The sequence below is a fragment of the Daejeonella sp. genome, assembly GCF_030684675.1.
GTDB lineage: Bacteria > Bacteroidota > Bacteroidia > Sphingobacteriales > Sphingobacteriaceae > Daejeonella.
In genome coordinates this window covers 1-23,255 of sequence record NZ_JAUXXZ010000013.1, presented here as the reverse complement: position 1 = coordinate 23,255, position 23,255 = coordinate 1, and the positions used below count along the sequence as shown (strand labels likewise).

Annotated in this window: 21 protein-coding genes; 14 read left to right on the top strand and 7 right to left on the bottom strand. The window is 40.9% G+C overall.

The window, feature by feature from the left end:
• Positions 1 to 186: 186 nt before the first annotated feature.
• From Q8M41_RS02100 to Q8M41_RS02060, 9 genes are all read left to right on the top strand, one after another.
• The gene (locus tag Q8M41_RS02100) at positions 187 to 735 is read left to right on the top strand and encodes a T9SS type A sorting domain-containing protein (RefSeq protein ID WP_305363586.1); all 549 of its coding nucleotides are present in this window, start codon (positions 187 to 189) and stop codon (positions 733 to 735) included.
• A 50-nt stretch (positions 736 to 785) separates the two neighbouring features.
• Positions 786 to 1,397 (top strand): fumarylacetoacetate hydrolase family protein, encoded by a 612-nt coding sequence (locus Q8M41_RS02095; protein WP_305363585.1) that lies wholly within the window; start codon positions 786 to 788, stop codon positions 1,395 to 1,397.
• A 12-nt stretch (positions 1,398 to 1,409) separates the two neighbouring features.
• Positions 1,410 to 3,122: a M23 family metallopeptidase gene (locus Q8M41_RS02090; protein ID WP_305363584.1), complete on the top strand. Its 1,713-nt coding sequence runs from the start codon at positions 1,410 to 1,412 to the stop codon at positions 3,120 to 3,122.
• 62 nt (positions 3,123 to 3,184) lie between these two features.
• Positions 3,185 to 3,646, top strand: coding sequence for a thioredoxin-dependent thiol peroxidase (gene bcp, locus Q8M41_RS02085; RefSeq protein ID WP_305363583.1), 462 nt, complete (start codon positions 3,185 to 3,187; stop codon positions 3,644 to 3,646).
• Between the two features lie 104 nt (positions 3,647 to 3,750).
• On the top strand, positions 3,751 to 4,596 hold the full coding sequence (locus tag Q8M41_RS02080) for a transketolase (protein WP_305363582.1): 846 nt from the start codon (positions 3,751 to 3,753) through the stop codon (positions 4,594 to 4,596).
• A gap of 81 nt (positions 4,597 to 4,677) precedes the next feature.
• The gene (locus Q8M41_RS02075) at positions 4,678 to 5,631 is read left to right on the top strand and encodes a transketolase family protein (RefSeq protein WP_305363581.1); all 954 of its coding nucleotides are present in this window, start codon (positions 4,678 to 4,680) and stop codon (positions 5,629 to 5,631) included.
• Positions 5,632 to 5,669: 38 nt separating this feature from the next.
• Positions 5,670 to 6,221 (top strand): RNA polymerase sigma factor, encoded by a 552-nt coding sequence (locus Q8M41_RS02070; protein WP_305363580.1) that lies wholly within the window; start codon positions 5,670 to 5,672, stop codon positions 6,219 to 6,221.
• A gap of 30 nt (positions 6,222 to 6,251) precedes the next feature.
• Positions 6,252 to 6,875, top strand: a complete 624-nt coding sequence (locus Q8M41_RS02065) for a hypothetical protein (protein ID WP_305363579.1) — start codon at positions 6,252 to 6,254, stop codon at positions 6,873 to 6,875.
• A 47-nt stretch (positions 6,876 to 6,922) separates the two neighbouring features.
• Positions 6,923 to 7,303: a hypothetical protein gene (locus tag Q8M41_RS02060; RefSeq protein WP_305363578.1), complete on the top strand. Its 381-nt coding sequence runs from the start codon at positions 6,923 to 6,925 to the stop codon at positions 7,301 to 7,303.
• Positions 7,304 to 7,447: 144 nt separating this feature from the next.
• On the opposite strand, the gene Q8M41_RS02055 is transcribed toward Q8M41_RS02060, so the two are convergent.
• Positions 7,448 to 7,861 carry an endonuclease domain-containing protein gene (locus Q8M41_RS02055; RefSeq protein ID WP_305363577.1) on the bottom strand — a complete coding sequence of 138 codons (414 nt, stop codon included), beginning with the start codon at positions 7,859 to 7,861 and terminating at the stop codon, positions 7,448 to 7,450.
• Positions 7,862 to 8,101: 240 nt separating this feature from the next.
• On the opposite strand from Q8M41_RS02055, the gene Q8M41_RS02050 reads away from it, so the two are divergent.
• Both Q8M41_RS02050 and Q8M41_RS02045 read left to right on the top strand, forming a co-directional pair.
• On the top strand, positions 8,102 to 9,292 hold the full coding sequence (locus tag Q8M41_RS02050) for an aspartate aminotransferase family protein (RefSeq protein WP_305363576.1): 1,191 nt from the start codon (positions 8,102 to 8,104) through the stop codon (positions 9,290 to 9,292).
• Positions 9,293 to 9,393: 101 nt separating this feature from the next.
• Positions 9,394 to 10,659, top strand: coding sequence for a DEAD/DEAH box helicase (locus tag Q8M41_RS02045; protein WP_305363575.1), 1,266 nt, complete (start codon positions 9,394 to 9,396; stop codon positions 10,657 to 10,659).
• Positions 10,660 to 10,699: 40 nt separating this feature from the next.
• On the opposite strand, the gene Q8M41_RS02040 is transcribed toward Q8M41_RS02045, so the two are convergent.
• The 4 genes from Q8M41_RS02040 to dnaE all read right to left on the bottom strand — a co-directional run bounded on the left by Q8M41_RS02040 (position 10,700) and on the right by dnaE (position 16,765).
• Positions 10,700 to 11,365, bottom strand: coding sequence for an SGNH/GDSL hydrolase family protein (locus Q8M41_RS02040; RefSeq protein ID WP_305363574.1), 666 nt, complete (start codon positions 11,363 to 11,365; stop codon positions 10,700 to 10,702).
• Positions 11,366 to 11,492: 127 nt separating this feature from the next.
• A complete protein-coding gene (locus Q8M41_RS02035) occupies positions 11,493 to 12,416 on the bottom strand; it encodes a DUF58 domain-containing protein (protein WP_305363573.1) in 924 nt (307 codons plus the stop codon).
• Positions 12,417 to 12,737: 321 nt separating this feature from the next.
• On the bottom strand, positions 12,738 to 13,055 hold the full coding sequence (gene trxA, locus Q8M41_RS02030) for a thioredoxin (protein WP_305363572.1): 318 nt from the start codon (positions 13,053 to 13,055) through the stop codon (positions 12,738 to 12,740).
• Positions 13,056 to 13,132: 77 nt separating this feature from the next.
• Entirely contained in the window at positions 13,133 to 16,765 is a 3,633-nt protein-coding gene (gene dnaE / locus Q8M41_RS02025) for a DNA polymerase III subunit alpha (protein ID WP_305363571.1), read from the bottom strand.
• Positions 16,766 to 17,186: 421 nt separating this feature from the next.
• On the opposite strand from dnaE, the gene Q8M41_RS02020 reads away from it, so the two are divergent.
• Positions 17,187 to 17,939: a hypothetical protein gene (locus Q8M41_RS02020; protein WP_305363570.1), complete on the top strand. Its 753-nt coding sequence runs from the start codon at positions 17,187 to 17,189 to the stop codon at positions 17,937 to 17,939.
• A gap of 51 nt (positions 17,940 to 17,990) precedes the next feature.
• On the opposite strand, the gene cfa is transcribed toward Q8M41_RS02020, so the two are convergent.
• The gene (gene cfa, locus Q8M41_RS02015) at positions 17,991 to 19,109 is read right to left on the bottom strand and encodes a cyclopropane fatty acyl phospholipid synthase (protein WP_305363569.1); all 1,119 of its coding nucleotides are present in this window, start codon (positions 19,107 to 19,109) and stop codon (positions 17,991 to 17,993) included.
• Between the two features lie 260 nt (positions 19,110 to 19,369).
• Here cfa and Q8M41_RS02010 point away from each other — a divergent pair, with 260 nt between their 5' ends.
• The gene (locus tag Q8M41_RS02010; protein ID WP_305363568.1) at positions 19,370 to 19,699 is read left to right on the top strand and encodes a helix-turn-helix domain-containing protein; all 330 of its coding nucleotides are present in this window, start codon (positions 19,370 to 19,372) and stop codon (positions 19,697 to 19,699) included.
• Positions 19,700 to 19,710: 11 nt separating this feature from the next.
• Positions 19,711 to 21,012 carry a type II toxin-antitoxin system HipA family toxin gene (locus Q8M41_RS02005; RefSeq protein WP_305363567.1) on the top strand — a complete coding sequence of 434 codons (1,302 nt, stop codon included), beginning with the start codon at positions 19,711 to 19,713 and terminating at the stop codon, positions 21,010 to 21,012.
• Positions 21,013 to 21,489: 477 nt separating this feature from the next.
• Here Q8M41_RS02005 and Q8M41_RS02000 read toward each other — a convergent pair whose 3' ends face one another.
• A complete protein-coding gene (locus Q8M41_RS02000; RefSeq protein ID WP_305363566.1) occupies positions 21,490 to 22,914 on the bottom strand; it encodes an MATE family efflux transporter in 1,425 nt (474 codons plus the stop codon).
• Between the last annotated feature and the right edge of the window lie 341 nt (positions 22,915 to 23,255).

The following is a 23,255-nucleotide window of genomic DNA, read 5'->3' as shown; positions in this document are numbered from 1 at the left end:
AAAATCAATTTCATACATGCAATATAATATTGTTGAATTTTTCTCATTTATTTATAAATTTATACTAACATTTCAGGCAAACAAACGTATAGAAAGGAATTTTAGTTAAAAATTGTTAAAAAAAAGCCATCTAACTATGGGTATACATTAATATGCCTTATATTTATACCATCATCTATTTTGCGTATGATAAACTCTTACCTGAGAACATTAGTTGTATTCATAGTTTTAGGCATAACAATGTCCCTGAACAGCTATGCATATAACTCTTCTTTTTCTCAGGTATCACGCCCGGATTCGCTTAAAGCCAAAGCAAAAGTTATCACCAAGATTACAGATACCAGATTAAATAAGCCTGCAGATCCAAAAGCTGGTGTCAAATTAAGCTTTACGCCCTTTAAACCATCAAAAGAAAAACTACTGATTCAAAACAAAATTATGTCAGGGCCTAAAAACCCGCTTCCTGGTGATAAAATTCTGGCTAACGTAAAAGTTTATCCGAATCCGGTTTCTGATTATCTGAATATGACCTATTCAATCAGTAAGGATTCCAATGTAACTATCCGGATTATGGATGTTTTAGGCAATGAAATAACAACACTTTTCTCAGAAAGACAGAGTATCGGTGAACACAGTAATACATTCAGTATTTCTTCAAGGATCAGCAGTGGATTCTATTTTATACGTGTAAGTGTAGGCAGTGAGATCATTACCAAACGTATTTCCGTATTGTAAAATCTATCCCATATTCCTCTTCTTAGATTCAGTATGTTTATATTCGCGGAATGAAGATAATCGCTATAGGCCGTAATTACGCCGAACATGCCAAAGAACTGAATAATCCTGTGCCTGCAGTGCCTGTTATATTCATGAAACCTGATACTGCAATCCTTAAAGACAATAAACCATTCTATCATCCTGAATTCTCTACTGATATACATCATGAAGTAGAGCTTGTTCTGAAAGTATCAAAAGAAGGAAAACATATTGCTCAAAAATTTGCTGCTTCATACTTTGACGAGATTGGCCTCGGAATTGACTTTACGGCAAGGGATATACAACAAAAACATAAGGAAAAGGGACTTCCATGGGAACTGGCTAAAGCTTTCGATAATTCGGCACCTGTCAGCAAGTTTATCCCAAAATCAGAGTTTAAGGACCTGAACAATCTTAATATAAGACTCGACCTGAATGAAATTACTGTTCAGGATGGCAACACTAAAGACCTTCTTTTTTCGTTTGAATATATAATTGCCTTTGTTTCCCAGTACATCACCCTAAAAAAAGGTGACCTGATCTTTACCGGCACCCCAAAAGGAGTAGGTAAGGTAAATATTGGTGATCATCTATGCGGCTATCTCGAGGATCAAAAATTACTCGATTTTTATATCCGATAGAAATCCATTTCTATGCTCAAATACTTCTTTACCTTATCCTTACTGACCTTACTATGCACTTTTGCCATGGGCCAGGAAGTAACATCACCCCAATACCCGCAAAATTATTTCATTCGTCCTCTTGACCTCCCTCCTATTATTTCAGGAAACTTTGGCGAAATAAGAACGAATCATTTTCATTCCGGGCTTGATCTGAAAACTAATCAGCGGGAAGGTTATCCGGTTTATGCAAGTGCAGATGGTTTCATATCCAGAATAAGGGTTCAGATTGGAGGCGGAGGGAATGCTCTGTACATCAGCCATCCAAATGGCTACACGACCGTCTACATGCATTTAAGGAACTTCAATGATCGCATCAGCATGACTTCAAAGACCTACCAATACCGGATGCAAAAGTTCGATGTCGATTTTCCTTTACTTTCAGTTGAAATCCCTGTAAAAAGAGGCGATATAATCGGCTGGTCAGGAAATACCGGTAGCTCCGGGGGACCGCACCTTCATTTTGAGATTCGCGATACAAAAACAGAGGAACCGATCAATCCCCAGCTTTTCGGCATCAGAATCCCCGATAAGGTTAAACCTGTGATTACAGGATTGTATCTCTATCATTTGAATGGAGAACCTTTCAGTGAGCATACTCCCAAACAGTTATATCCGGTAAGTGGAAGTGCTGGCAATTACAGTCTTAGTCCACAAACTATTGTCACCATCGGTGGTGAATCGGGACTTGGAATTGCTAGTTCCGATAAGAACTCAGCTTCTGAGAATAGTAATGGCCCGTATTCAATGGAGCTTCGGGTTGAGGATCAAGCAATCTACACTGCGGTATGGGAAAGATTTTCATTTGATAATTCGCGGGGGATGAATTCCCATGTTGATTATCCTACAATGATCGTCACCGGCAGACGTATTCAGAAAAGTTTTCTCGAACCGGGCAACCCTTTGAAAATTTATAAAAATGTGCTGAATAATGGTCTTCTGAATTTTTCTGATCAGAATATCCGCAATGCTCAGTACATTATAAAGGATATTGCCGGGAACCAGAGTGTACTCAATTTCAAAATTAAATACAGTCAGGGGGCTGCAAAACCATCTAAAGCAATTGAAGGAAAGATATTTAAATTCGATCAGGTTAATGAATTCGATACTGCCGGTCTGAAGCTTAACATCCCGCTGAAAACACTATACAGTAATTTTAATTTTGTTTATAAAACCGCTGCCAAACCTGCCGGCGCCTATTCTCCGATTCATCATATACATAACCGCCTGATACCGCTAAACGGCCCGGTCACTTTATCAATAAAAGCTGATGACAATTTGCCTGTCGAATTACAAAGCAAAGCTATTATTGTAAATCTTCTCAAAAAAACACAGGGAGGCATATTTGAAAATGGATATGTAAAAACAGAAATTCGCAATTTCGATAGCTTTTATATCATGACCGATACTTTGGCACCAAGGATCGTTCCGGTAAACATTAGTAATGGAGTATCAATGGTTAATATTCCAAGAATCCTGTTCCGTATTTCTGATAATCTATCAGGGATAAAAACCTTCAATGCAATGATTAACGGACAATGGGTTCTGATGGAATACGAGCCTAAAACGGGATCCTTATGGCATCGTTTTGACGAATTAACAGCTAAAGGCAAAAACGATTTTGTATTGACGGTAAGTGATATGAAAGACAACTTAAGTAGCTACAGGACTGTTTTTTATCGTTAAAGAGAATTATTCATTTCAGATAATTTATTTTGCTAATTTTAGCCCCATAAATCGAGTAAAAAATGACTGAGCTTACTGAGGGGCAGAAAGCTCCTGATTTCAAGGCAAAAGACCAAAATGGAAAAAGTATCAGCCTGAGTGATTTTTCAGGAAAAGATGTAATCCTATATTTTTATCCTAAAGATGATACTCCGGGTTGCACTGCGGAAGCATGCAGTTTCAGGGATAATTACCAATCCCTGTTAAAAGAAGGCTTCGAAGTTTTAGGCGTAAGCACTGATGATGAAAAGTCGCACCAAAAGTTCATTACTAAATACAGCCTGCCTTTCTCTCTGATTGCCGATACCGATAAGAAAATCGTTGAGGCTTATGGCGTATGGGTTGAAAAGAATATGTACGGTAAAAAATACATGGGGGTAGCCAGAAAAACATTCATTATTGACAAGAACGGACTGATTCAAAAGATCATTGATAAAGTTGATACTAAAAACTCTTCCGGACAGGTTTTGGATTCAATTAAATAAAGTCGGTTTATCCAGCTTAAATATTCTCAAAATCAAATAATTTTAAAATAACCCCTTCCTTTCAAAGAACATGGCTATTTTAGCAAGGCCATTAAGCACAAATTATGACTCCAGATATTGATAAATTAACAAAAATTGCCTCACAGGTTCGACGTGATATTTTAAGAATGGTTCATGCCTGCCAATCCGGACATCCGGGCGGATCCCTGGGCTGCACTGATTATTTAGTAGCTCTTTACTTTCATACCCTAAAACACAATACCAAATTTGATATGGATGGATCTGGTGAAGATCTGTTCTTCCTTTCTAACGGACATATTTCACCGGTATGGTACAGTGTTCTGGCACGCTCCGGATATTTTGAGGTATCTGAGCTGGCAACTTTCAGAAAGATCAATACCAGGCTGCAGGGGCATCCTACAACCCACGAAAAATTACCGGGAATACGGGTTGCATCCGGCTCTTTAGGTCAGGGTATGTCGGTGGCGATTGGTGCTGCTATCGCTAAAAAGCTAAACGAGGATAACAGACTTGTATTTTCATTGCATGGCGATGGAGAACTTCAGGAAGGTCAAACCTGGGAAGCAGCAATGTATGCGAGCCATAATAAAATTGACAATCTGATATCTACTATTGATGTTAACGGGCAGCAAATTGACGGACCAACAGATGCTATTTTATCTTTAGGAAATTTAAGAGCTAAATGGGAAGCTTTTGGATGGGAAGTACTTGAAATGAGTGGAAATGATATGGGCGATGTTGTACGAGTCCTTGATCTTGCAATCAGCAAAACATTTAAAGGAAAACCGATCATGATATTGATGCAAACCATGATGGGCAATGGTGTTGACTTCATGATGCATACTCATAAATGGCATGGCTCTGCTCCTAATGATGATCAGCTCGCACTTGCCCTGGGTCAACTGGAAGAAACTCTTGGCGATTATTAAGGATTTCTAAAAGGTAATCCGAATTCAAAAACACAATTAAAAAATTCAGCCTGTATAATTTCAGGCCCTTTGCTTTGTTATATGAAGAAATACACATACACCGAGAAAAAAGATACCCGTTCAGGTTTTGGAGCAGGTTTACTTGAAGTAGGACAAAAGAACGATAAAGTAGTCGCTTTATGTGCCGATTTGATCGGTTCATTAAAAATGGATGCTTTTATCAAGGAGTTTCCTGAACGCTTTTTTCAGATCGGAATTGCAGAAGCAAATATGATGGGAATTGCGGCTGGTTTAACAATCGGTGGTAAAATTCCTTATACAGGTACTTTTGCTAACTTCTCAACGGGTCGTGTGTACGATCAGATCAGACAGTCTATCGCCTATTCAGACAAGAACGTAAAAATTTGTGCTTCACATGCCGGACTTACCCTCGGTGAAGATGGTGCAACGCATCAGATTCTGGAGGACATCGGTATGATGAAAATGCTTCCCGGAATGGTGGTAATCAATCCTTGCGATTATAACCAGACGAAAGCCGCAACTATTGCCATTGCCGATCATCACGGTCCGGTTTATTTAAGATTTGGAAGACCTGCAGTACCTGTTTTTACAGATCCCGATCAAAAATTCGAGATTGGTAAGGCATGGATGGTTAATGAAGGAACTGACGTAAGTATTTTCGCTACTGGCCACATGGTCTGGAAGGCTATTGAGGCTGGTGAAAAGCTCGCAGAAGCAGGAATCAGTGCTGAAATAATTAATATCCATACCATTAAACCTTTGGATGAAGCTGCAGTCTTAAAATCAGTCGCGAAGACCGGTTGTGTAGTTACTTGTGAAGAGCATAACCGCTATGGTGGTTTAGGTGACAGTATTGCACAGGTGCTAACAAGAAACAATCCTGTTCCGCAGGAATACGTTGCAGTTAACGATAGTTTCGGAGAAAGTGGTACTCCTGATCAACTGATGAAAAAATACGGTTTGGATACCGAGGATATTATCAATGCGGTAAACTGGGTAATTAAACGTAAATAATTACCCTGAATTCAGGAATCCAAACCAAAAACAAAGATATGCAGGTAGAGGATTCCGAAATTTTAGAAAAATTTTCCGGGGAAAGCACCCGCAATGAGGCCTTCAATTTGCTGCTGAAAAAGTATCAGCAGAAAATATACTGGCATATCCGCAGGCTGGTCATTGACCACGATGATACCGATGATCTGGTTCAGGATGTATTCATTAAGGTCTGGAAGAATCTGGCAAACTTCAGAAGTGATTCACAATTATTTACTTGGATCTACCGCATAGCCACTAATGAAAGTATCACCTTTCTGAACCGCAAAAAATTAAGGAACAGCGTATCCTTAGATGATTCAAACGGTCTGGATTTAGCTGAAACACTCGCTGATAGTCCGTATTTTGACGGCGATAAAGCACAGATGGAGCTTCAAAAAGCTCTATTGACCCTGCCCGAAAAACAAAGGCTGGTGTTTAACATGAAATACTTTGATGATTTGAAATACGAAGAGATCTCTGAAATTCTGGGTACCAGTGTCGGCGCCCTGAAGGCATCTTTTCATATTGCAGTTAAAAAAATTGAACAGATATTATTAAATTCAGATTAAACCTTTCTATCCCAGGTGTATCAAAGGAATATGAAAACAGAGAATTCAGATAAGGATTGGTTAAAAGAGGCTCCAACTCTTGCTAAAATTAGCAGAGAGAACCCCTTTGCTGTGCCTCCCGCCTATTTTGAATCTCTAAATGAAAACCTGAATACTCTGGCCAAACTCGAAAGCTTTCGATTTGAAAATGAAGATGAATTCAGCTTGCCTAAAAATTATTTCAATCAATTGGCAGGAAGAATTGAAGATCGAATAGCCATTGAAACTATTCAGAATCTGGCTCCGGCCGATGGGTTTAAGGTCCCGGATGCCTATTTTACCAGCCTTGCTGAGCGCATAAATTCAAGAATTGAGGAGAAGAAAGCACCTGCAAAGCTGAAAACTATGTTTCCATCATGGATGCGTTATTCTGCAGCGGCAAGCGTCGTATTTGTCATCGGGATATTCTTTTATTTTAATTCATCCGGCTACGTTTTCAATCAGCAGTTATCAAAAGTTCCGGATCAGGATATCATCAATTACCTTCAGTTTCACAGTACGGTGAATGACAACCAATTCATTATAGAAAATGTCACTGAGGATGGTCTGCAGCAAGTATCCACCGACGTTCCAGAAGAAGATATTGAACAGTATATTAACAGTACAACATTATGATAGGATTAGTAAAGAAAGGGATTTTGGGTATAATAATGTGTCTGACAATGAACACAATATTGGTAGCTCAGGATCGCCGTGGGCATTATGAACGAATTGAAGCAATTAAAGTCGCCTTTATTACAAAGAAACTCGATCTGACTACAGAAGAAGCTCAGAAATTCTGGCCGGTATACAATAATTACCAAAAAGAGCTGATGGAACTGATGCGAAAGAGAAGGGAAGACAGACAGAAAACTGATATTGCTCCAAATGATAAGATCAACGCCGACCTAACTTATGAAAGCAGGATGTTGGACTTGAAAAAAAAGTATAAAAAACTCTATTTAAAGGCTATTCCAGCAGAAAAAGTTTTGCTATTATACCAGGCAGAGCGGGAATTCAGAGAGCATCTGATTAAGCAGTTAAATCATCGGAGAAGGGAATAGTTTAACTTCCCCTGCATCCACACATATCTAAACACTCCCACATCCACAGGGGACAGGGTCGTATCTAAGGAATTTAAGTGAAGAGGAAAATATTTTCTTTTAGCAATATTCCTAGGCGCCCAGTATCCCCCGCTTGAGGGGGAATTAAAGGGGGAGGTTTATACTATTTCTCTTCTTAAAATCAATCATATACTCCCTTATCAGATAAGATACATTATCAATATGATTCAAAACATCATTATCATCAAAACGTAATACCGTAAATCCAATTCCCTTCAAATCTTGTTCACGCTTAAAATCATTCAATGCAACCTCCTCCCATTGGTGTGTAAGACCATCAACTTCAATAATTAGCATAAGTTCTTTACACATGAAATCTGCAATATAACTCAATACAGGTCTTTGCCTCAAAAACTGGTATCCTTCCATTTGCCTTTTGCTTAGAGAATATTTCCATAAACAGGCCTCAGCTTTGGTCATTGCTTTTCTATTCATGTTAGAATAAGTACGCAAAGCTTTATTATAACACCAAAGATTGGATGAATTTGCCTTTCCCATTACTAGATAAAATGCTGAATTAAACTTATTTAAAACTTTCGATGAAAACCGTTTACTCATTGAGATTGAGCTTTTGTGATGGCTGACCTCCCCCTGCTATCACACAAGGCTAAACGCGCCCCCCTCCGAAGGGGGACAGCGTGGTGTCTAAGAAATTCGAGTGAAGAGGGAAATATTTATGAAAAGCTATTTTCCATTCATCTAATCAATTGCCTGCATTTTATTTATGTATTTTTGTACATGCTTAGCCCGCGTCAGCTTTTTCTGTTAAATACTGCTCAAACATCCCCATTCCCCCGTTTACTCGAAATTGAAAGAGCCGAAGGTATGTATCTTTACGATCATTCCGGGAAAAACTATATGGATCTGGTTTCCGGATTTGCTGTTAGTAATATCGGTCATCGTCATCCAAGAGTGGTACAGGCAATAAAAGATCAGGCCGATAAATACCTTCACCTCACCGTTTATGGGGAGTATGTGCAATCACCACAGGTCAAGTTTGCAGAAAAACTATCCTCAATCCTGCCTGATTCCCTCAACTCTGTCTATTTTGTAAACTCGGGTGCCGAAGCCACTGAAGGTGCGATGAAACTGGCGAAGCGCTATACCAGGAGATCAGAAATTATAGCCTGCAGAAATTCTTACCATGGCAGTACACAGGGAGCGCTTAGTGTGATGGGGAACGAATATTATAAACAGGCCTACCGTCCGCTGCTGCCGGGAATCCGGTTTATTGAATTCAACAATTTGTGTGATCTTGAGCAAATAAACTTAGAAACCGCTGCCATCATAATAGAAACTATACAAGGAGAAGCAGGCGTTTGTGTACCTGATCCTGAATATATGCAGGCTTTGCGCAAGCGATGCAATCAGACCGGCACATTGCTGATTCTGGATGAAATACAAACCGGCTTCGGCCGTACAGGTAAACTATTTGGTTTTGAGAACTTTAATATTAAACCCGACATCCTCCTACTGGCTAAAGGTATGGGAGGAGGAATGCCCATCGGCGCATTTATTTCAAGCAATGAAATCATGTCCGTACTTAAAGATAATCCAATCCTTGGGCATATCACCACATTTGGCGGTCACCCGGTAAGCTGTGCTGCCGGACTTGCCAATCTGGAAGTAATATTGGAGGAAAACCTTTACAAGGATGTTGCTGTGAAGGAATCATTGTTCAAAAAACACCTGCAGCATCCCGAAATAAAAGAAATACGAGGTAAAGGATTGATGCTGAGCATACAGCTAAGTACCTTCGAACAGGTAGAATATGTGAGTAATTATTGCTCCGATAAGGGCATCATCATCGACTGGTTTTTACATTGCGATACAGCGATGCGCATCGCTCCACCATTGATCATATCTGAAGAAGAGATTAAGCTTGCCTGTACAATTATCCTGGAAGCACTGGATTCATACCAGTCCTGAAAGACTACAATTATCAGGAGATATACATTATCATTTTAAACCCGTACCTTTGCCGCAATATAAAATTGCCGGCATTTTTAACGGCAATGTAAAATCATTACATGTTATTCGAAGAATTAAATATTATTGAGCCGATTTTAAAGGCTTTAAAAACAGAAGGTTATACTGCCCCTACTCCTATTCAGGAACAATCCATACCAATCATTTTAGAACGCAAAGATCTTTTGGGATGTGCGCAAACAGGTACAGGTAAGACTGCTGCTTTCGCAATTCCAATTATTCAAATTCTGGAAGGCGGTAAAATATATGACAAAGGGCCCAGAGCAATCAAATGCCTTATTTTAACCCCTACACGTGAACTTGCCATACAAATCGGCGAAAGCTTTGCTGCTTATGGCCGCCACACCGGTATGAAACATGCCGTCATCTTTGGTGGCGTTTCTCAGGGTTCTCAGGTATCTGCATTAAAATCGGGAATAGATATACTCATTGCAACTCCCGGTAGGTTATTAGACCTGATCAATCAGAAGTTTGTTCATTTACATTATCTCAAAATATTTGTACTTGATGAAGCAGACAGGATGCTGGATATGGGATTTATCCATGATGTAAAAAAGATCATCACCAAGATCCCGCAAAAACGTCAAACCTTGTTTTTCTCAGCAACCATGCCACCTGAAATTCAAAAACTGGCCAATACGATCCTTGTAGATCCCGAAAAAGTAGAGGTTACGCCTCCTTCAACTACTGCCGACACCATTGATCAATCCCTCTTTTTCGTCGAAAAAGGTGATAAGAAAAAATTACTGATCCACCTGCTGAATGATAAGAGCATCAAATCTGCACTGATCTTTACCCGCACCAAACATGGTGCCGATAAGATCACGAAGGATCTGGTTAAAGCCGGAATTAAAACAGAAGCGATTCATGGAAATAAATCCCAGAATGCGCGTCAAAAGGCATTATCCAATTTCAAAAGCGGACAAATCAAAGCCTTAATTGCAACTGATATTGCTGCCAGAGGAATTGATATTGATGAGCTTTCGCATGTGATCAATTATGAATTACCCAACGTTCCCGAAACCTATGTCCACCGCATCGGCCGTACCGGTCGCGCAGGATCGAGTGGCATTGCATTATCATTCTGCGATGAGGAGGAAATGGAATACCTGAAAGATATTCAGAAACTGATCGGCAGGGAGATACCAGTTACCGAAGATCAACCTTATCATATGCGCGCTGCATCCCATATTTTTAGTCAATCGACCAAAAAGAAAGGCAGTTCAGGTAAAAAACCTGCTCCTGATTCAGCAAGGGGTGCAACAAGCGGGAGTCCGAGAAGGCGCTTCGGCAATAAAAGAAGATAAAAAAAGCTAAAAAGGCTCCGGAATCAAACCCGGAGCTTTTTTACTTTTCGGATAATGCCTTAATCATCAGATCAGCAACCAGCTTATTCCCCGCAGGATTCAAATGCACCCTGTCTGTGGTCAAAATCCCGGATTCCTTATTCTCAGGATTATTTTTAAGATTATAATCCAAAAATGCCTTTCTCAGGTCGACTAAACCACAAGAGTATTTTTGGGCTAATTCGCGAATGATATTACTGTAGCGGTTCAGATCGCCATCCTGCGCATTACTAAAGTCTGTACGCTCTCCAATAGCTGCAGGGGTGCAAACGATAACCCTGATACCGGCAGCCTGCAATTTTTCAATCATCGCAGTATAAAATGCAATGAATTTATCCGGGTCGGTACCTGTTTGTGAGCTTTGTTTATGCCAAACATCGTTTACACCAACATACATCACAACAACATCCGGTTTTTTGCTCAAAACATCGTCTTCAAACCTGAGAAACAGATCATAGACCTTGTTTCCTCCAATTCCGGCACCAATCAGTTCATATTCAGGATTTGTTTTCCCGCGTAGCGCTTCCTGCATCAGGGTAATATAACCTCCGGGATTAACACCCGCCCGGGTAATTGAATCACCAAAGAATATTACTTTAACAGGCTTTTGAATTTGCATGGAACACATTAAAATAATCACAGCGAAGGAGATTAGTACTTTTTTCATGTTTCTTATTATGATTGGTTTATTTTTTTACCGGTTTTCTGTTGTCGGTTGCCAGAAATTTATAATTCATTTTTATGAGAGTAGTCAATGACTAAGCTATTAATTCTCAACTGTCAATTATCAATTATCACCTCCCCATCTTCCCCCTCTTAATCAAATACGAATGCAAGACCTGATAAAACCCATCATGAATATCCGCATCAATCAGATCAATCTTATATTGCGCACACTTTAGTTTCAGTTCTTTATGATAAGCATCAAAAGCTTCTATATAGGCTTCCTTTACATTATTGGGATGGACTTTTAACTCCTCTCCGTTTTCAATATCTATAAAATGATAAGGGCGGTTTCCGAAATCAAAGTCCATTTCCATTTTATGATCCAGAACGTTGAATATAATTACTTCGTGTTTATTGTGTTTTAGGTGCTGCAAGGCTGAAAATATCTCCAACAAACCCTCTTCCGACTCTCCCACGAGCATATCACTAAAAATAATGACCAGCGAACGCTTATGAATCAGTTCTGCAATCTGATGCAAAGCAGAAGCTACAGCCGTACGACTGTCCCTGCCCTTTCTGTTCATTAAACTCTCAAGCTCTGAGAATAAGTATTTCTGATGTACCGCTGTTGATTTAGCTGCTGTCGATAGTTCCAGCTTATCTGAGAATAAACTTAGGCCAAAGGCATCCCTTTGTTTTTTAAACAGGTACATCAAAGATGCTGCCGAATAAACAGAAAACAATAGTTTATTAAAATCCTTTTCGGGATAATACATAGAAGATGAGACATCCAGAACAATTTGACAACGCAGATTGGTTTCCTCCTCAAAGCGCTTCACAAATAATTTATCTGTCCGCCCAAAGAGTTTCCAATCTACATTCTTTATCGAATCACCCGTATTGTAAAGCCGGTGCTCAGCAAATTCAACAGAAAAACCATGAAAAGGACTTTTATGGAGGCCTGTTATAAAACCTTCAACCACCTGCTTTGAAAGCAGCTCGAGGTTTCCAAAATCCTGAAGGTCTTTATAATTTGTAAGATTGGGTTCCATATCCTAAAATAGCATAAAATTCACTCCCTGAAGAAAAAAAGCATTATTCTTCAATCACATAAGACAGATTGGCCAAATCTTACAGGTTCAATGTCATGACGATTACTCCTACAAGTTGGAATTATAAATACTGACCCTGAAGGGGTCGTTTGTGAGAATTATCAATAAGTTCACAATGGATACAGCTTACATGTCCTTGAAAAGGTGCCGTTCTTTTAAAATCAACCAGAATATTTTACGCAGAAATAATTTTAGCCAAACCATTTTCACAAAAAAAGCCCCTCAGAAAACCTGAAGAGCTTTTTTGTGATTTATAGGGAATTAAAGTTGCTTGATCAATTTCTCAGCCAGAACCGATTTTGGCACTGCACCAATCTGTTTGTCAACAATTTCACCACCTTTGAAATATAATAAAGCCGGGATATTCCGGATTCCGAATTTCATTGAAATACCAGGATTGTTATCGACGTTTACTTTTCCGATAATTGCTTTTCCTTCATACTCTTTTGCCAGTTCTTCAACAACAGGACCTACCATACGGCAAGGACCACACCATTCTGCCCAAAAATCAACCAATACAGGTTTATCAGACTTAAGGACTAATTCATCGAAGTTTGCATCTGTTAATTCTAATGCCATAATAATGAGATTTACTGTTTATAATTCAAAGATAGTATTCAATATTCCTGCCACAAAATACTGCTGCTAATGTGACACTAATTCAACTTATACCGAACGCCAAGCAATTTAGAAATATCTTCCAGAAATTCATTGCTCGGATTTATTTTTACTGACTTTGACGGCATCTCAAGTGTCGTTTCTCCTTCAAAATCCATGATCATGAATTTCAGCTGACAATTGCGCTGCGGATTCTGTTCGGTATTTTGTTTCACAATCTCATCCATCTTCGTCATAAATGTCTCAGACAGTTCAGTCAGAGGCAATTGAATGGTCAGACATTTTGACATTTTATCGCGCAGTTCTGATAGCAGAACGATACTATTTACCTTAAATTCCCAGTTATCTTTTTGCTTAAAGCGCTCCATAACAGTGCCCCTCACCTGTAAAAATAAGCCCACAACCAGATATTGCTTTAATTTGATATAATCTTCTCCAAACAAGGCAATCTCAAAGGTCTCGCCATAATCTTCAAGCATAAAAGAGCCGAAAGGTTTACCAGTTTTAGTAGTACCATGCCTGCATGCTGATACCAAACCGCCTATAACCAAATCCCGGTTACTGATTTTCTTAAACTCCTCCTGATCTTCGGGCAGCGCTTCAGTACTCTTCATTCTGTTAATCAGGCTCAGGTGTTTCACCTTGTGAGAGCAGAAATTCTCAAGTTCAAACTTATAATTATCGAGCGGATGCCCTGTCAGATAAATTCCGATAGATTCCTTCTCGTATTTCAGCTTCTCAATCAATCCCCATTCTTCACATTCAGAAAGCTGAGGTTCTGTAATTTCGGCATCATTGGTACCACCAAACAAAGAGGCCTGTGAGGAATTTAGATTATTCTGAAAATCATTCGTGTACTTCACTAAACGCTCAATTCCATTATAAAAACCACCATCCGGTTTAAAGAAAAACTGGGCCCGATTAAAGCCAAAGCAGTCAAATGCACCACCGTAAACGAGGTTTTCATATACTTTCTTACTCACGGCACGTGAATTGGTCCGGCGTGCAAAATCATAGACACTGGCATACAATCCGTTTGCCTCGCGCTCCTCCACAATACTTTCTACGGCCTTCTCTCCGACACCTTTCATTCCCGACATGCCAAAGCGAACCTCGCCCTTTTTATTTACGGTAAAGCTCAGTTCAGATTCGTTGATATCCGGCCCCAGAACAGGGACACCCATCTTTTTACACTCCTCCATAAAGAAGGAGATCTTTTCGATGTTATTCTGATTGTTCAATACCGCAGCCATGTATTCTGCGGGATAATTGGCCTTAAGATAAGCCGTTTGATAGGCAACAAATGCATAACAGGTCGAATGCGATTTATTGAAGGCATATTGTGCAAAAGCCTCCCAGTCGGTCCATACCTTTTCGGCAATTTTCGGATCATGACCATTGGTATTACAGCCCTCCATAAACTGGGCTTTCATCTTATTCAGAACCTCAATCTGCTTCTTACCCATCGCCTTACGCAGCACATCCGCATCGCCCTTACTGAAACCAGCAAGCTTTTGCGACAGTAACATCACCTGCTCCTGGTAAACCGTAATTCCATAGGTTTCTTCCAGATGCTCCTGCATATCCATCAGGTCATAACTCACAGCCTCACGACCATGTTTACGGGAAATAAATTTGGGGATGTACTCAATTGGCCCCGGACGATAGAGCGCATTCATCGCAATCAGATCTTCAAACTTATCCGGCTTCAGATCGCGCAGGTACATTTGCATTCCGTCGCTCTCAAACTGGAAAGTTCCATTTGTATCGCCACGCTGGTAAAGCTCAAAAGTCTTCTGGTCTTCGAGCGAAATATAATCGATGTCGATGTCGACATGATGATTCTGCTTGATCAAACGCAGGGCATCCTTGATAATTGTCAGGGTTTTGAGTCCCAGAAAGTCCATCTTAATTACCCCCGCATCTTCAATCACCCTCCCGTCAAACTGGGTGACCAGCAAGTCAGATTCCTTGGAAGTCGCGACCGGAATAATATCAGTAAGATCGTATGGTGCAATGATGATACCTGCCGCATGAACACCCACGTTCCTCACCGAGCCTTCCAGGATCATCGCCTCTTTCAATACATCCGCCTGCAAAGATTTACCATCTTCCAGGATCTTCCTCAGGGTTTTAATATTCTCAAAATCTTCAGGATTCTGCTCCTTCTTAACCGTGTCAATCGGGGCTGTCATCACCTGTACAAGGTTGGTTCCCGGTCTGTCGGGGACCAGCTTAGCCAGCATATTCGACTCGGCCAGCGGCAGGTCAAGTACGCGAGCAACATCCTTAATACTCGATTTTGCGGCCATAGAGCCATAGGTAATGATCTGGGCCACCTGATTTTTACCGTATTTATCTACTACATAATCAATCACTTTCTGACGGCCTGCATCATCAAAGTCCGTATCAATATCGGGCATTGACTTACGGTCGGGGTTCAGAAAACGCTCAAACAGCAAATTGTATTTAATTGGATCGATATTGGTAATCCCGATGCAATAGGCAACCACAGAACCTGCGGCAGAACCACGCCCCGGACCGATAAACACACCCAAATCACGCCCGGCACGGATAAAATCAGCTACAATGAGGAAGTAACCCGCAAAACCCATCGTACGGATAGTAAATAGCTCAAAATTGAGGCGTTCTTCAACCTCCGGACTAATATCCACATAGCGATCTTTGGCACCTTTAAAGGTCAGGTCTTTGAGGTATTCCCACTGATTCATGTTATCCGATTCTGGGCCCTGATGGATCTTAAACTCATCAGGAATCGGAAAATTCGGAAGCATGATATCCCGCTTTAATTGAAGAATATCAACCTTGTCCACGATTTCATTTGTATTATCGAGTGATTCGGGAAGATCATGAAAAACCTTTCCCATTTCTTCCTGACTCTTGAAGAAGAACTGATCATTCGGGAATCCAAATCTAAAACCCTTTCCGCTCTCTTCATCCGTAGCGATCGGCGTACTTTTCATATCGCCCGTATTCACGCATAAAAGGATATCGTGTGCATTTGCATCCTCCTGATCCACATAATGCGAATCGTTGGAGCAGATCACCTTAACATTGTATTTCTTTGCAAATTTGAGCAAAACAGCATTGACTGTCTCCTGCTCAGGGATATTATGGCGCTGAAGTTCGATGTAATAATCCTCCCCAAAGAGGTCCAGCCACCATTTAAACTCAATTTCTGCCTCTTCCTCCCCTTTCTTCAAAATAGTTTGAGGTACCGAAGCACCCAGGCAACAGGTAGTCGCAATCAATCCTTTATGATGTTTGAGGATCAGTTCCTTATCGATACGTGGCCATTTACTGTACAAGCCTTCGATATAGCCCAGGGAGCATAGTTTTACGAGATTTTTATAGCCTTCAGCATTTTTAGCAAGCAAAAGCTGATGAAAACGCTGATCGCGTTTTTCCTTTGTAAACTGCTTGATATGCCGGTCGGCCACGACATAAAACTCACAACCCACAATCGGTTTTACCCCATGTTTACCGGCTTCGGCGACAAATTTAAATACCCCGAACATATTCCCATGATCGGTGATTGCCATCGCTTTCATGCCATCGGCTTTAGCCTTTTTGAAGAGACGCGAAATATCTGCCGCACCATCCAACAGTGAAAATTGTGTATGTACGTGGAGGTGCGAAAAATCAGGCATAAAAATATTTTTGGGATGAATCCAAATTTACAAATCTTTTAGGGTGGGAAGAAGGGTGTTGAAAAGTATAAAGATATTAACCATACCCAGCATATGTTTGTCATTGCTAGGAGGCACGACGAAGCAATCTCATCACGCTCAGTACTATTAGTGTGAAGATTGCCGCGCTGCGCTCGCAATGACAAAGCGTTACGCTTGCAATTACAAAGAGCTACACGCGTAATGACACCACGATTGTCATTGCGAGGAGGCACGACGAAGCAATCTCATCACGTTTAGTACCATTGCTAAGGGGATTGCCGCGCTGCGCTCGCAATGACAAAACGCTGCACTCGCAAGAACAATCAATAACAATTCTCCCCGGAAATTAAATCAAGGCATATTATTTGCTTCACACAAATCCAATGTAAATCCAATCAGAATGAATACGATCAGATCCATCAGCATCATTACATTAGTAATAGTATTAAACAGCTGTGCTTCACTCTACATGCCCAATGTACCAAACACCCCGATGCTGAGTGCTAAGGATGAAGTACATGCATCCGGTCATCTGACTTTAAAAGGAAATTTTTCATTCAACTCTGCCTATGCATTTTCAGAACACTGGGGAGTACTTCTGAATGCTTCTGTAACCAATCAGGAAAGGGCAAGAAAAGAATTCAAACAGAATCTGCTTGAAAGTGGCATTGGCTATTTCACAAAAATTGGAACTGAGCAAAACCGCATTCTGGAAATTTACGCCGGACTTGGAACGGGAAATTCAGAACGTACTTACTTGACAAATACAAGCAGTGGACTTATAGTAGATGAAACACAGGAGATTAATTTCGGCAAGAAATTCCTTCAGGTCAACTACAGCACTAAGAAAAAGAAAACCCTTAATTTATTCGGAGCCAGGTTCCCCTTAAACTATGGTACCGCCTTACGGATTAGCCATATCCGTTCAAACAAATTCCAGATAAACGGCCTGGAACAATTACCTGAAGACAATATTTTCTTTGAGCCTGTATTTTTTACCAGAATGGCAGTAAGCAAAAATCTGCAGCTGCAATACAGCAGCGGTAGTAATTTCGGCTTAAAGAACCGGAAATACCTGCAGGCGGGGAATGGGGTTTTGAGTATTGGATTGGTGTGGAATATGGGTGGGAATAATGTGCTAAGAGTTGATTGAGCGGGTTTTAAAGCTTTTTTATTTTTGGTTCCCCTCCCAAGGGATTAAAACCTATCTCACTGATTGATACCCTCCTAAGTTTTGTCGTTTAGTTAAAACAATGTGCCAAAGTTGATTATAGCGTGAGCGGAAAGTCGCCGCACTCGCACACAGGTAATAGCGCCACATGCGATAAAATGTTTCGTCATAGTCTGCCTTAATGCTATCCCAGCTTTCTTCAAAATTTTTGAGCCATGCCATTAATGTGGGGTCATAATAAAGGCCGAAATTATGCCAGTCTTCCAAAACAAAAAGTCCCTGCCAGGATTTGGATAGCTGACTTGCTGATGGAACCATACCATTAGGAAAAATATATTTATCTATCCATGGCTCTGTAGTTTTGGCATCATGACCACCTCCTATCGTATGAATGAGGAACAAGCCATCATCGTTAAGACATCTGCATGCAACTTCCATATACTCCCTGTAATTACGGTAGCCCACTGCCTCTAACATCGCAATGGATACCACCCGGTCAAATTTTTCATTCACATCACGGTAATCCTGTAACCTGATCTCAACAGGAAGCCCTTCATTTAATTCGCGGGCAAGAATAGCCTGCTGTTCAGATATGGTTATCGCTATAACCGAAACACCGTAATTTTCAGCGGCATATTTAGCAAAACCACCCCAGCCACAACCTATCTCCAACACGCTCATGCCTTTTTCCAGTTTCAACTTTCGGCAAATCAGATCAAGCTTGGCCTCCTGAGCTTCCTCAAGATTGTTAGCCTTTTCCCAATAGCCACATGAGTACACCATTCGGGAATCAAGCATTTTTTCAAAAAGCTCATTACCTATATCATAATGTTTAAAAGCAACCTGCTTCGCCCGACTTTTGGATTGCAGGTTTTTAATTTTTGCTGCCACCGCTAACAAAAGGAAGCCGTAGTTAAACAAAGGCAATTTTTTATGCAGGCGATGATGAAACACCCTGAAGAAAAACTGATCCAGGGCTTCACAATCCCACCATCCTTCCATATAGGACTCTCCAAAAGCCAAACTACCGCCCCCTACAACCCGCTCATAAAATTTGGAATTATGCACTTGTATATCCCATGGCTTATCACCGTTAACAGTAACATCTATACCAGCAAATGCATCCCGAAAAATTTGCTCAAGTGATCTCATGGATTTTAAACCTTTAGGTGTGTATCAAAAATATAAATTTATTCAGTATTCCAATTTGTAACATAGAGAGCAGTTGAAGAAATTCGATTGCCTGAGTGAACATCACATTAGTTAAATAAAATATTTTATATTGAATTATAATTCATTCAATAACCTGATTATATTTATTTACCACATGATAAATCATTCATGTTTTCAAAATCAATATAAATAATTATATTTGCATGAATTATCATTCACTAACAAGTAAATAATCATTTATGACTGAAATATCATACATGAATTGGAATTCAATGAACGATAAGGCTTTGGCAGGACAGATTGCTGCATTTGTAAAGCATCATCGCCTGGAGCAGAACAAATCGCAGGAACAATTGGCCAATGCTGCGGGTATCAGTCGCTCTACTTTGAGTCTGCTGGAACGCGGAGAAACCGTTACACTCGCCACACTAATTCAGGTTTTGAGGGTATTGGACTTATTGCATATCATGGATGTGTTTACAGTTCAGCAGAGTATTAGTCCGCTTGCCCTTGCAAAAATGGAACGGAATAAACGTAAACGTGCGGGTGGTAGAAAACTGAATCCTTAATCTTCATAGAGATGAATGTAGCAGAAGTAAAAATTTGGAATGAACTGGTTGGGGCAGTTGCCTGGGATGAAAAAACCGGTCTGGCGAGTTTTGAATATGAGCCCAAATTTAAAAAGCTTGGCTGGGAATTAGCTCCGCTAAAAATGCCGCTAAATTCAGGCAGGAATGTGATCAGCTTTCCTGAATTGCGCCGGAATAAAAATACTGAACACGATACTTTCAAAGGCCTGCCCGGCTTACTGGCCGATGTATTGCCTGATAAATACGGAAACCAGCTCATCAACCTCTGGCTTGCACAGCAAGGCCGGCCACAGGACAGTATGAACCCCGTCGAAATGCTTTGCTTTATTGGCAGCAGAGGCATGGGTGCTCTGGAATTTGAGCCGACAAGCCTCAAAGAGAACGTCAGAACCTTCTCGATTGAAATAAACAATCTGGTTGATATTGCCCAAAAAATGCTCTACAGCAGAGAGTCCTTCGCGACAAATCTGCAAAAAGATGAAGAAAAAGCGGTGCTGGAGATCTTAAAAATTGGAACTTCTGCTGGTGGCGCCCGACCCAAAGCGGTTATTGCCTATAATGAAAAAACAGGAGAAGTTAAATCAGGACAAACAAAGGCTCCACAGGGATTTGAACATTGGCTGATCAAACTGGACGGGGTAAGTGATGTGCAACTGGGAGCAACAAAGGGCTACGGCCGCGTGGAGATGGCTTATTATAACATGGCCATCGCCTGCGGAATTGACATGATGCCCTCTATGCTCTTAGAAGAAAACGAGCGCGCACATTTCATGACCAAACGCTTTGACCGGGAAGGCGGAGAAACAAAACATCATATTCAAACTTTTTGTGCGCTGAAGCATTTTGATTTCAATCTGGTCAGCAGTTTTAGCTATGAGCAATTATTTCAAACCATGCGCGAGCTGAAACTTGATTACCAGGCTATGGAGCAATTATTCAGAAGAATGGCATTCAATGTGCTCGCCCGAAATTGTGACGACCATACAAAGAACTTCGCTTTCAGACTAAAAAAGGAAGACAAATGGGAGCTGGCTCCGGCTTATGATATTTGCCATGCCTACCGTCCCGGAAGTGATTGGGTGAGTCAGCATGCGCTGAGCATCAACAATAAAAGGAAGGATATTATAAAAGAAGACCTCCTCATCATTGGCGAATCGATTAAATGCAAAAAATCTGCTCATATCATTGAAGAGATAAGTGAAACTGTTGGCAGATGGAAGGAATTTGCGAAGGAGGTGGAGGTGAATAAGGGACTGGTGGATGCGATTGGGGGAACGTTGCTACGTTTTTAGTTATCTGTTGTCAGTTATCTGTTTCCAGGGATTGAAAAATCACGTTAATCAAAACAATCACGAGCCACCCCCCAGCCCCCTCTCCGAAGGAGTCCTTTGGACCGAAGGAGGGGGAGGCGTAGCGCCTAGAAATTTGAGTTCACTTGAGATAGATTATTTAGGCGGTGGGCATTAGCGGTAGTATCCCCCGCCGGCGGGGGAATGAAAGGGGGTGGTTGGAAGAAAGATTCTCATTGAAATTGAATAGCCTCCCCCTACCACTACACCAGGAGGCCTCCCCCCAGCCCCCTCCAAAAGAGGGGGAGGAGAGGCGCCTAGAAATTTTGAGTTCATTGGAAACAGATCTTTTTAGACAATATGTATTAGCGTCCTGAAAAAATCATCAAAATCACAATAATCAAAAGAATCACAGTTCAGACAGCTATCGGGTGTCTTGTCAACTATCACCCCCATTATCAACTGTCAACTATCAACTCATTAAACCTTCACCCTCTTCCACTTCCCCCTTTTAAACAATACATACCCCGCAATGGTGATCGCAATTTCTGTAACCGGAATTGCAATAAAAACACCTTGAGGTCCCATTTGGAAAAACTTAGCCAGCAGATAAGCCAACGGAATCTGGAAAAACCAGAAGCCAAAGAGATTGAGCCAGGTTGGGGTCCAGGTATCTCCTGCCCCATTAAAGGCATTGATTAAAACCATACCCACACCATAGAACACATAGCCGGCTCCGATAATTCGCAAAGCCTGCACCGCAACATCCTGCACACCCGGATCATTCGTAAAAAATGATACCATAATCCTTGCCCCGGGAATCGATACAAAAGAAATGAAGATCATGAAGATCACATTGTATTTGGCTGTTTTGATAACCGAAAGCTCGGCACGCTCAATCTGTTTGGCGCCAAGGTTCTGCCCGACAAGCGTAGATGCAGCATTACTCAGTCCCCAGGCCGGAAGCATAAAGAACATAAACAAGCGCAAAGCGGTCTGATAACCTGCTGAGCCCTCATCACCGCCTGTGGTTGCAACTAATTGTGCAAGGAAAATCCAGCTGCAGGATGCGATCACAAACTGCAAAACTCCGGGTCCCGAGATTTTTAAAAGTGCGACTATCTGCTCCCATTGCGGCTTTAGATAAGTCAGTTTCATTTTCAGGTATCCGCTGCCATCAAACAGATAGTAAAGCTGGTAGCAAACCCCCAAACCACGTCCCATAGTGGTTGCCATTGCAGCTCCGGTAAGTCCGAAAGCAGGTACCGGACCAAATCCATTGATAAAAATCGGACATAAAATAATATTGGCCAGATTAGCCAGCCAGAGACTTTTCATTGCAATTGCTGCATTTCCGGCCCCTCTGAAAATACCATTGATCAGAAACAAAAGCATAATGAAAATACTGCTTCCCATCATGATTTGGGTAAAGGCAGTCCCATGAGCTGCCGATTCTGCAGAGGCTCCCATCAGTATCAGGATATCGGTGGCATAGATAAATCCGGGGATACTGATGATTGTATTGATTAATATTGCAATCAGTATCGCCTGCATCCCCGCTTTGGAGGCTGCCTTCGGATCTTTTTCTCCGATACGCCTTGCGACCACAGCGGTTGCGGCCATGCTGATGCCTATTGCGATTGAATAAATGATGGTTAGTACCGATTCTGTTAAGCCAACAGTCTGGATTGCATAACTGCTGTTTTCGAGGTGACCCACAAAATAGAGATCAACCAGGGCAAAGACAGATTCCATGATCATTTCGAGCACCATCGGAATGGCGAGCAAAAGAACTGATAATCGAATGCTTCCCTGGGTATAATCGCGCTCTTCTCCTTTGAGCGATTGTTTTATAATAGATACTATAGCCGGAATCTTACCGGAATTTTGTACGGTTTCAGACATGATAAAAGAATGATGATTAAAATAAGATATAAGCAGATAAAATCTGCGTAATTAATTTTTGTGGAAGGGGAACCCTAGCGTATACGAAGGGTGGCTAATACTATCATCTTAATTAGCATTAAAATTGAAGAACAAATATATTATTTTTTTTATTTTTTGTAAGAGGGGGAGAATTTAATTCAGAGAAATGATGATTTTATTCTTCGACCCCGATTTCTATGATCTATGCAACTAATCTTTGATAATTTTTTTCATAGGGTCGGTTATTGTTGACACATGCAAAAATCCGGTGGATTAACTTGTTTCTAACTGCATTCAGCGTACTCATTTTATTCTTATTC

Coding starts and splice junctions, on each gene's coding strand:
- Q8M41_RS02100 (WP_305363586.1), top strand. CDS start 187: ATGATAAACTCTTACCTGAGAACATTAGTTGTATTCATAGTTTTAGGC.
- Q8M41_RS02095 (WP_305363585.1), top strand. CDS start 786: ATGAAGATAATCGCTATAGGCCGTAATTACGCCGAACATGCCAAAGAA.
- Q8M41_RS02090 (WP_305363584.1), top strand. CDS start 1,410: ATGCTCAAATACTTCTTTACCTTATCCTTACTGACCTTACTATGCACT.
- bcp (WP_305363583.1), top strand. CDS start 3,185: ATGACTGAGCTTACTGAGGGGCAGAAAGCTCCTGATTTCAAGGCAAAA.
- Q8M41_RS02080 (WP_305363582.1), top strand. CDS start 3,751: ATGACTCCAGATATTGATAAATTAACAAAAATTGCCTCACAGGTTCGA.
- Q8M41_RS02075 (WP_305363581.1), top strand. CDS start 4,678: ATGAAGAAATACACATACACCGAGAAAAAAGATACCCGTTCAGGTTTT.
- Q8M41_RS02070 (WP_305363580.1), top strand. CDS start 5,670: ATGCAGGTAGAGGATTCCGAAATTTTAGAAAAATTTTCCGGGGAAAGC.
- Q8M41_RS02065 (WP_305363579.1), top strand. CDS start 6,252: ATGAAAACAGAGAATTCAGATAAGGATTGGTTAAAAGAGGCTCCAACT.
- Q8M41_RS02060 (WP_305363578.1), top strand. CDS start 6,923: ATGAACACAATATTGGTAGCTCAGGATCGCCGTGGGCATTATGAACGA.
- Q8M41_RS02055 (WP_305363577.1), bottom strand. CDS start 7,861: ATGGGAAAGGCAAATTCATCCAATCTTTGGTGTTATAATAAAGCTTTG.
- Q8M41_RS02050 (WP_305363576.1), top strand. CDS start 8,102: ATGCTTAGCCCGCGTCAGCTTTTTCTGTTAAATACTGCTCAAACATCC.
- Q8M41_RS02045 (WP_305363575.1), top strand. CDS start 9,394: ATGTTATTCGAAGAATTAAATATTATTGAGCCGATTTTAAAGGCTTTA.
- Q8M41_RS02040 (WP_305363574.1), bottom strand. CDS start 11,365: ATGAAAAAAGTACTAATCTCCTTCGCTGTGATTATTTTAATGTGTTCC.
- Q8M41_RS02035 (WP_305363573.1), bottom strand. CDS start 12,416: ATGGAACCCAATCTTACAAATTATAAAGACCTTCAGGATTTTGGAAAC.
- trxA (WP_305363572.1), bottom strand. CDS start 13,055: ATGGCATTAGAATTAACAGATGCAAACTTCGATGAATTAGTCCTTAAG.
- dnaE (WP_305363571.1), bottom strand. CDS start 16,765: ATGCCTGATTTTTCGCACCTCCACGTACATACACAATTTTCACTGTTG.
- Q8M41_RS02020 (WP_305363570.1), top strand. CDS start 17,187: ATGAATACGATCAGATCCATCAGCATCATTACATTAGTAATAGTATTA.
- cfa (WP_305363569.1), bottom strand. CDS start 19,109: ATGAGATCACTTGAGCAAATTTTTCGGGATGCATTTGCTGGTATAGAT.
- Q8M41_RS02010 (WP_305363568.1), top strand. CDS start 19,370: ATGACTGAAATATCATACATGAATTGGAATTCAATGAACGATAAGGCT.
- Q8M41_RS02005 (WP_305363567.1), top strand. CDS start 19,711: ATGAATGTAGCAGAAGTAAAAATTTGGAATGAACTGGTTGGGGCAGTT.
- Q8M41_RS02000 (WP_305363566.1), bottom strand. CDS start 22,914: ATGTCTGAAACCGTACAAAATTCCGGTAAGATTCCGGCTATAGTATCT.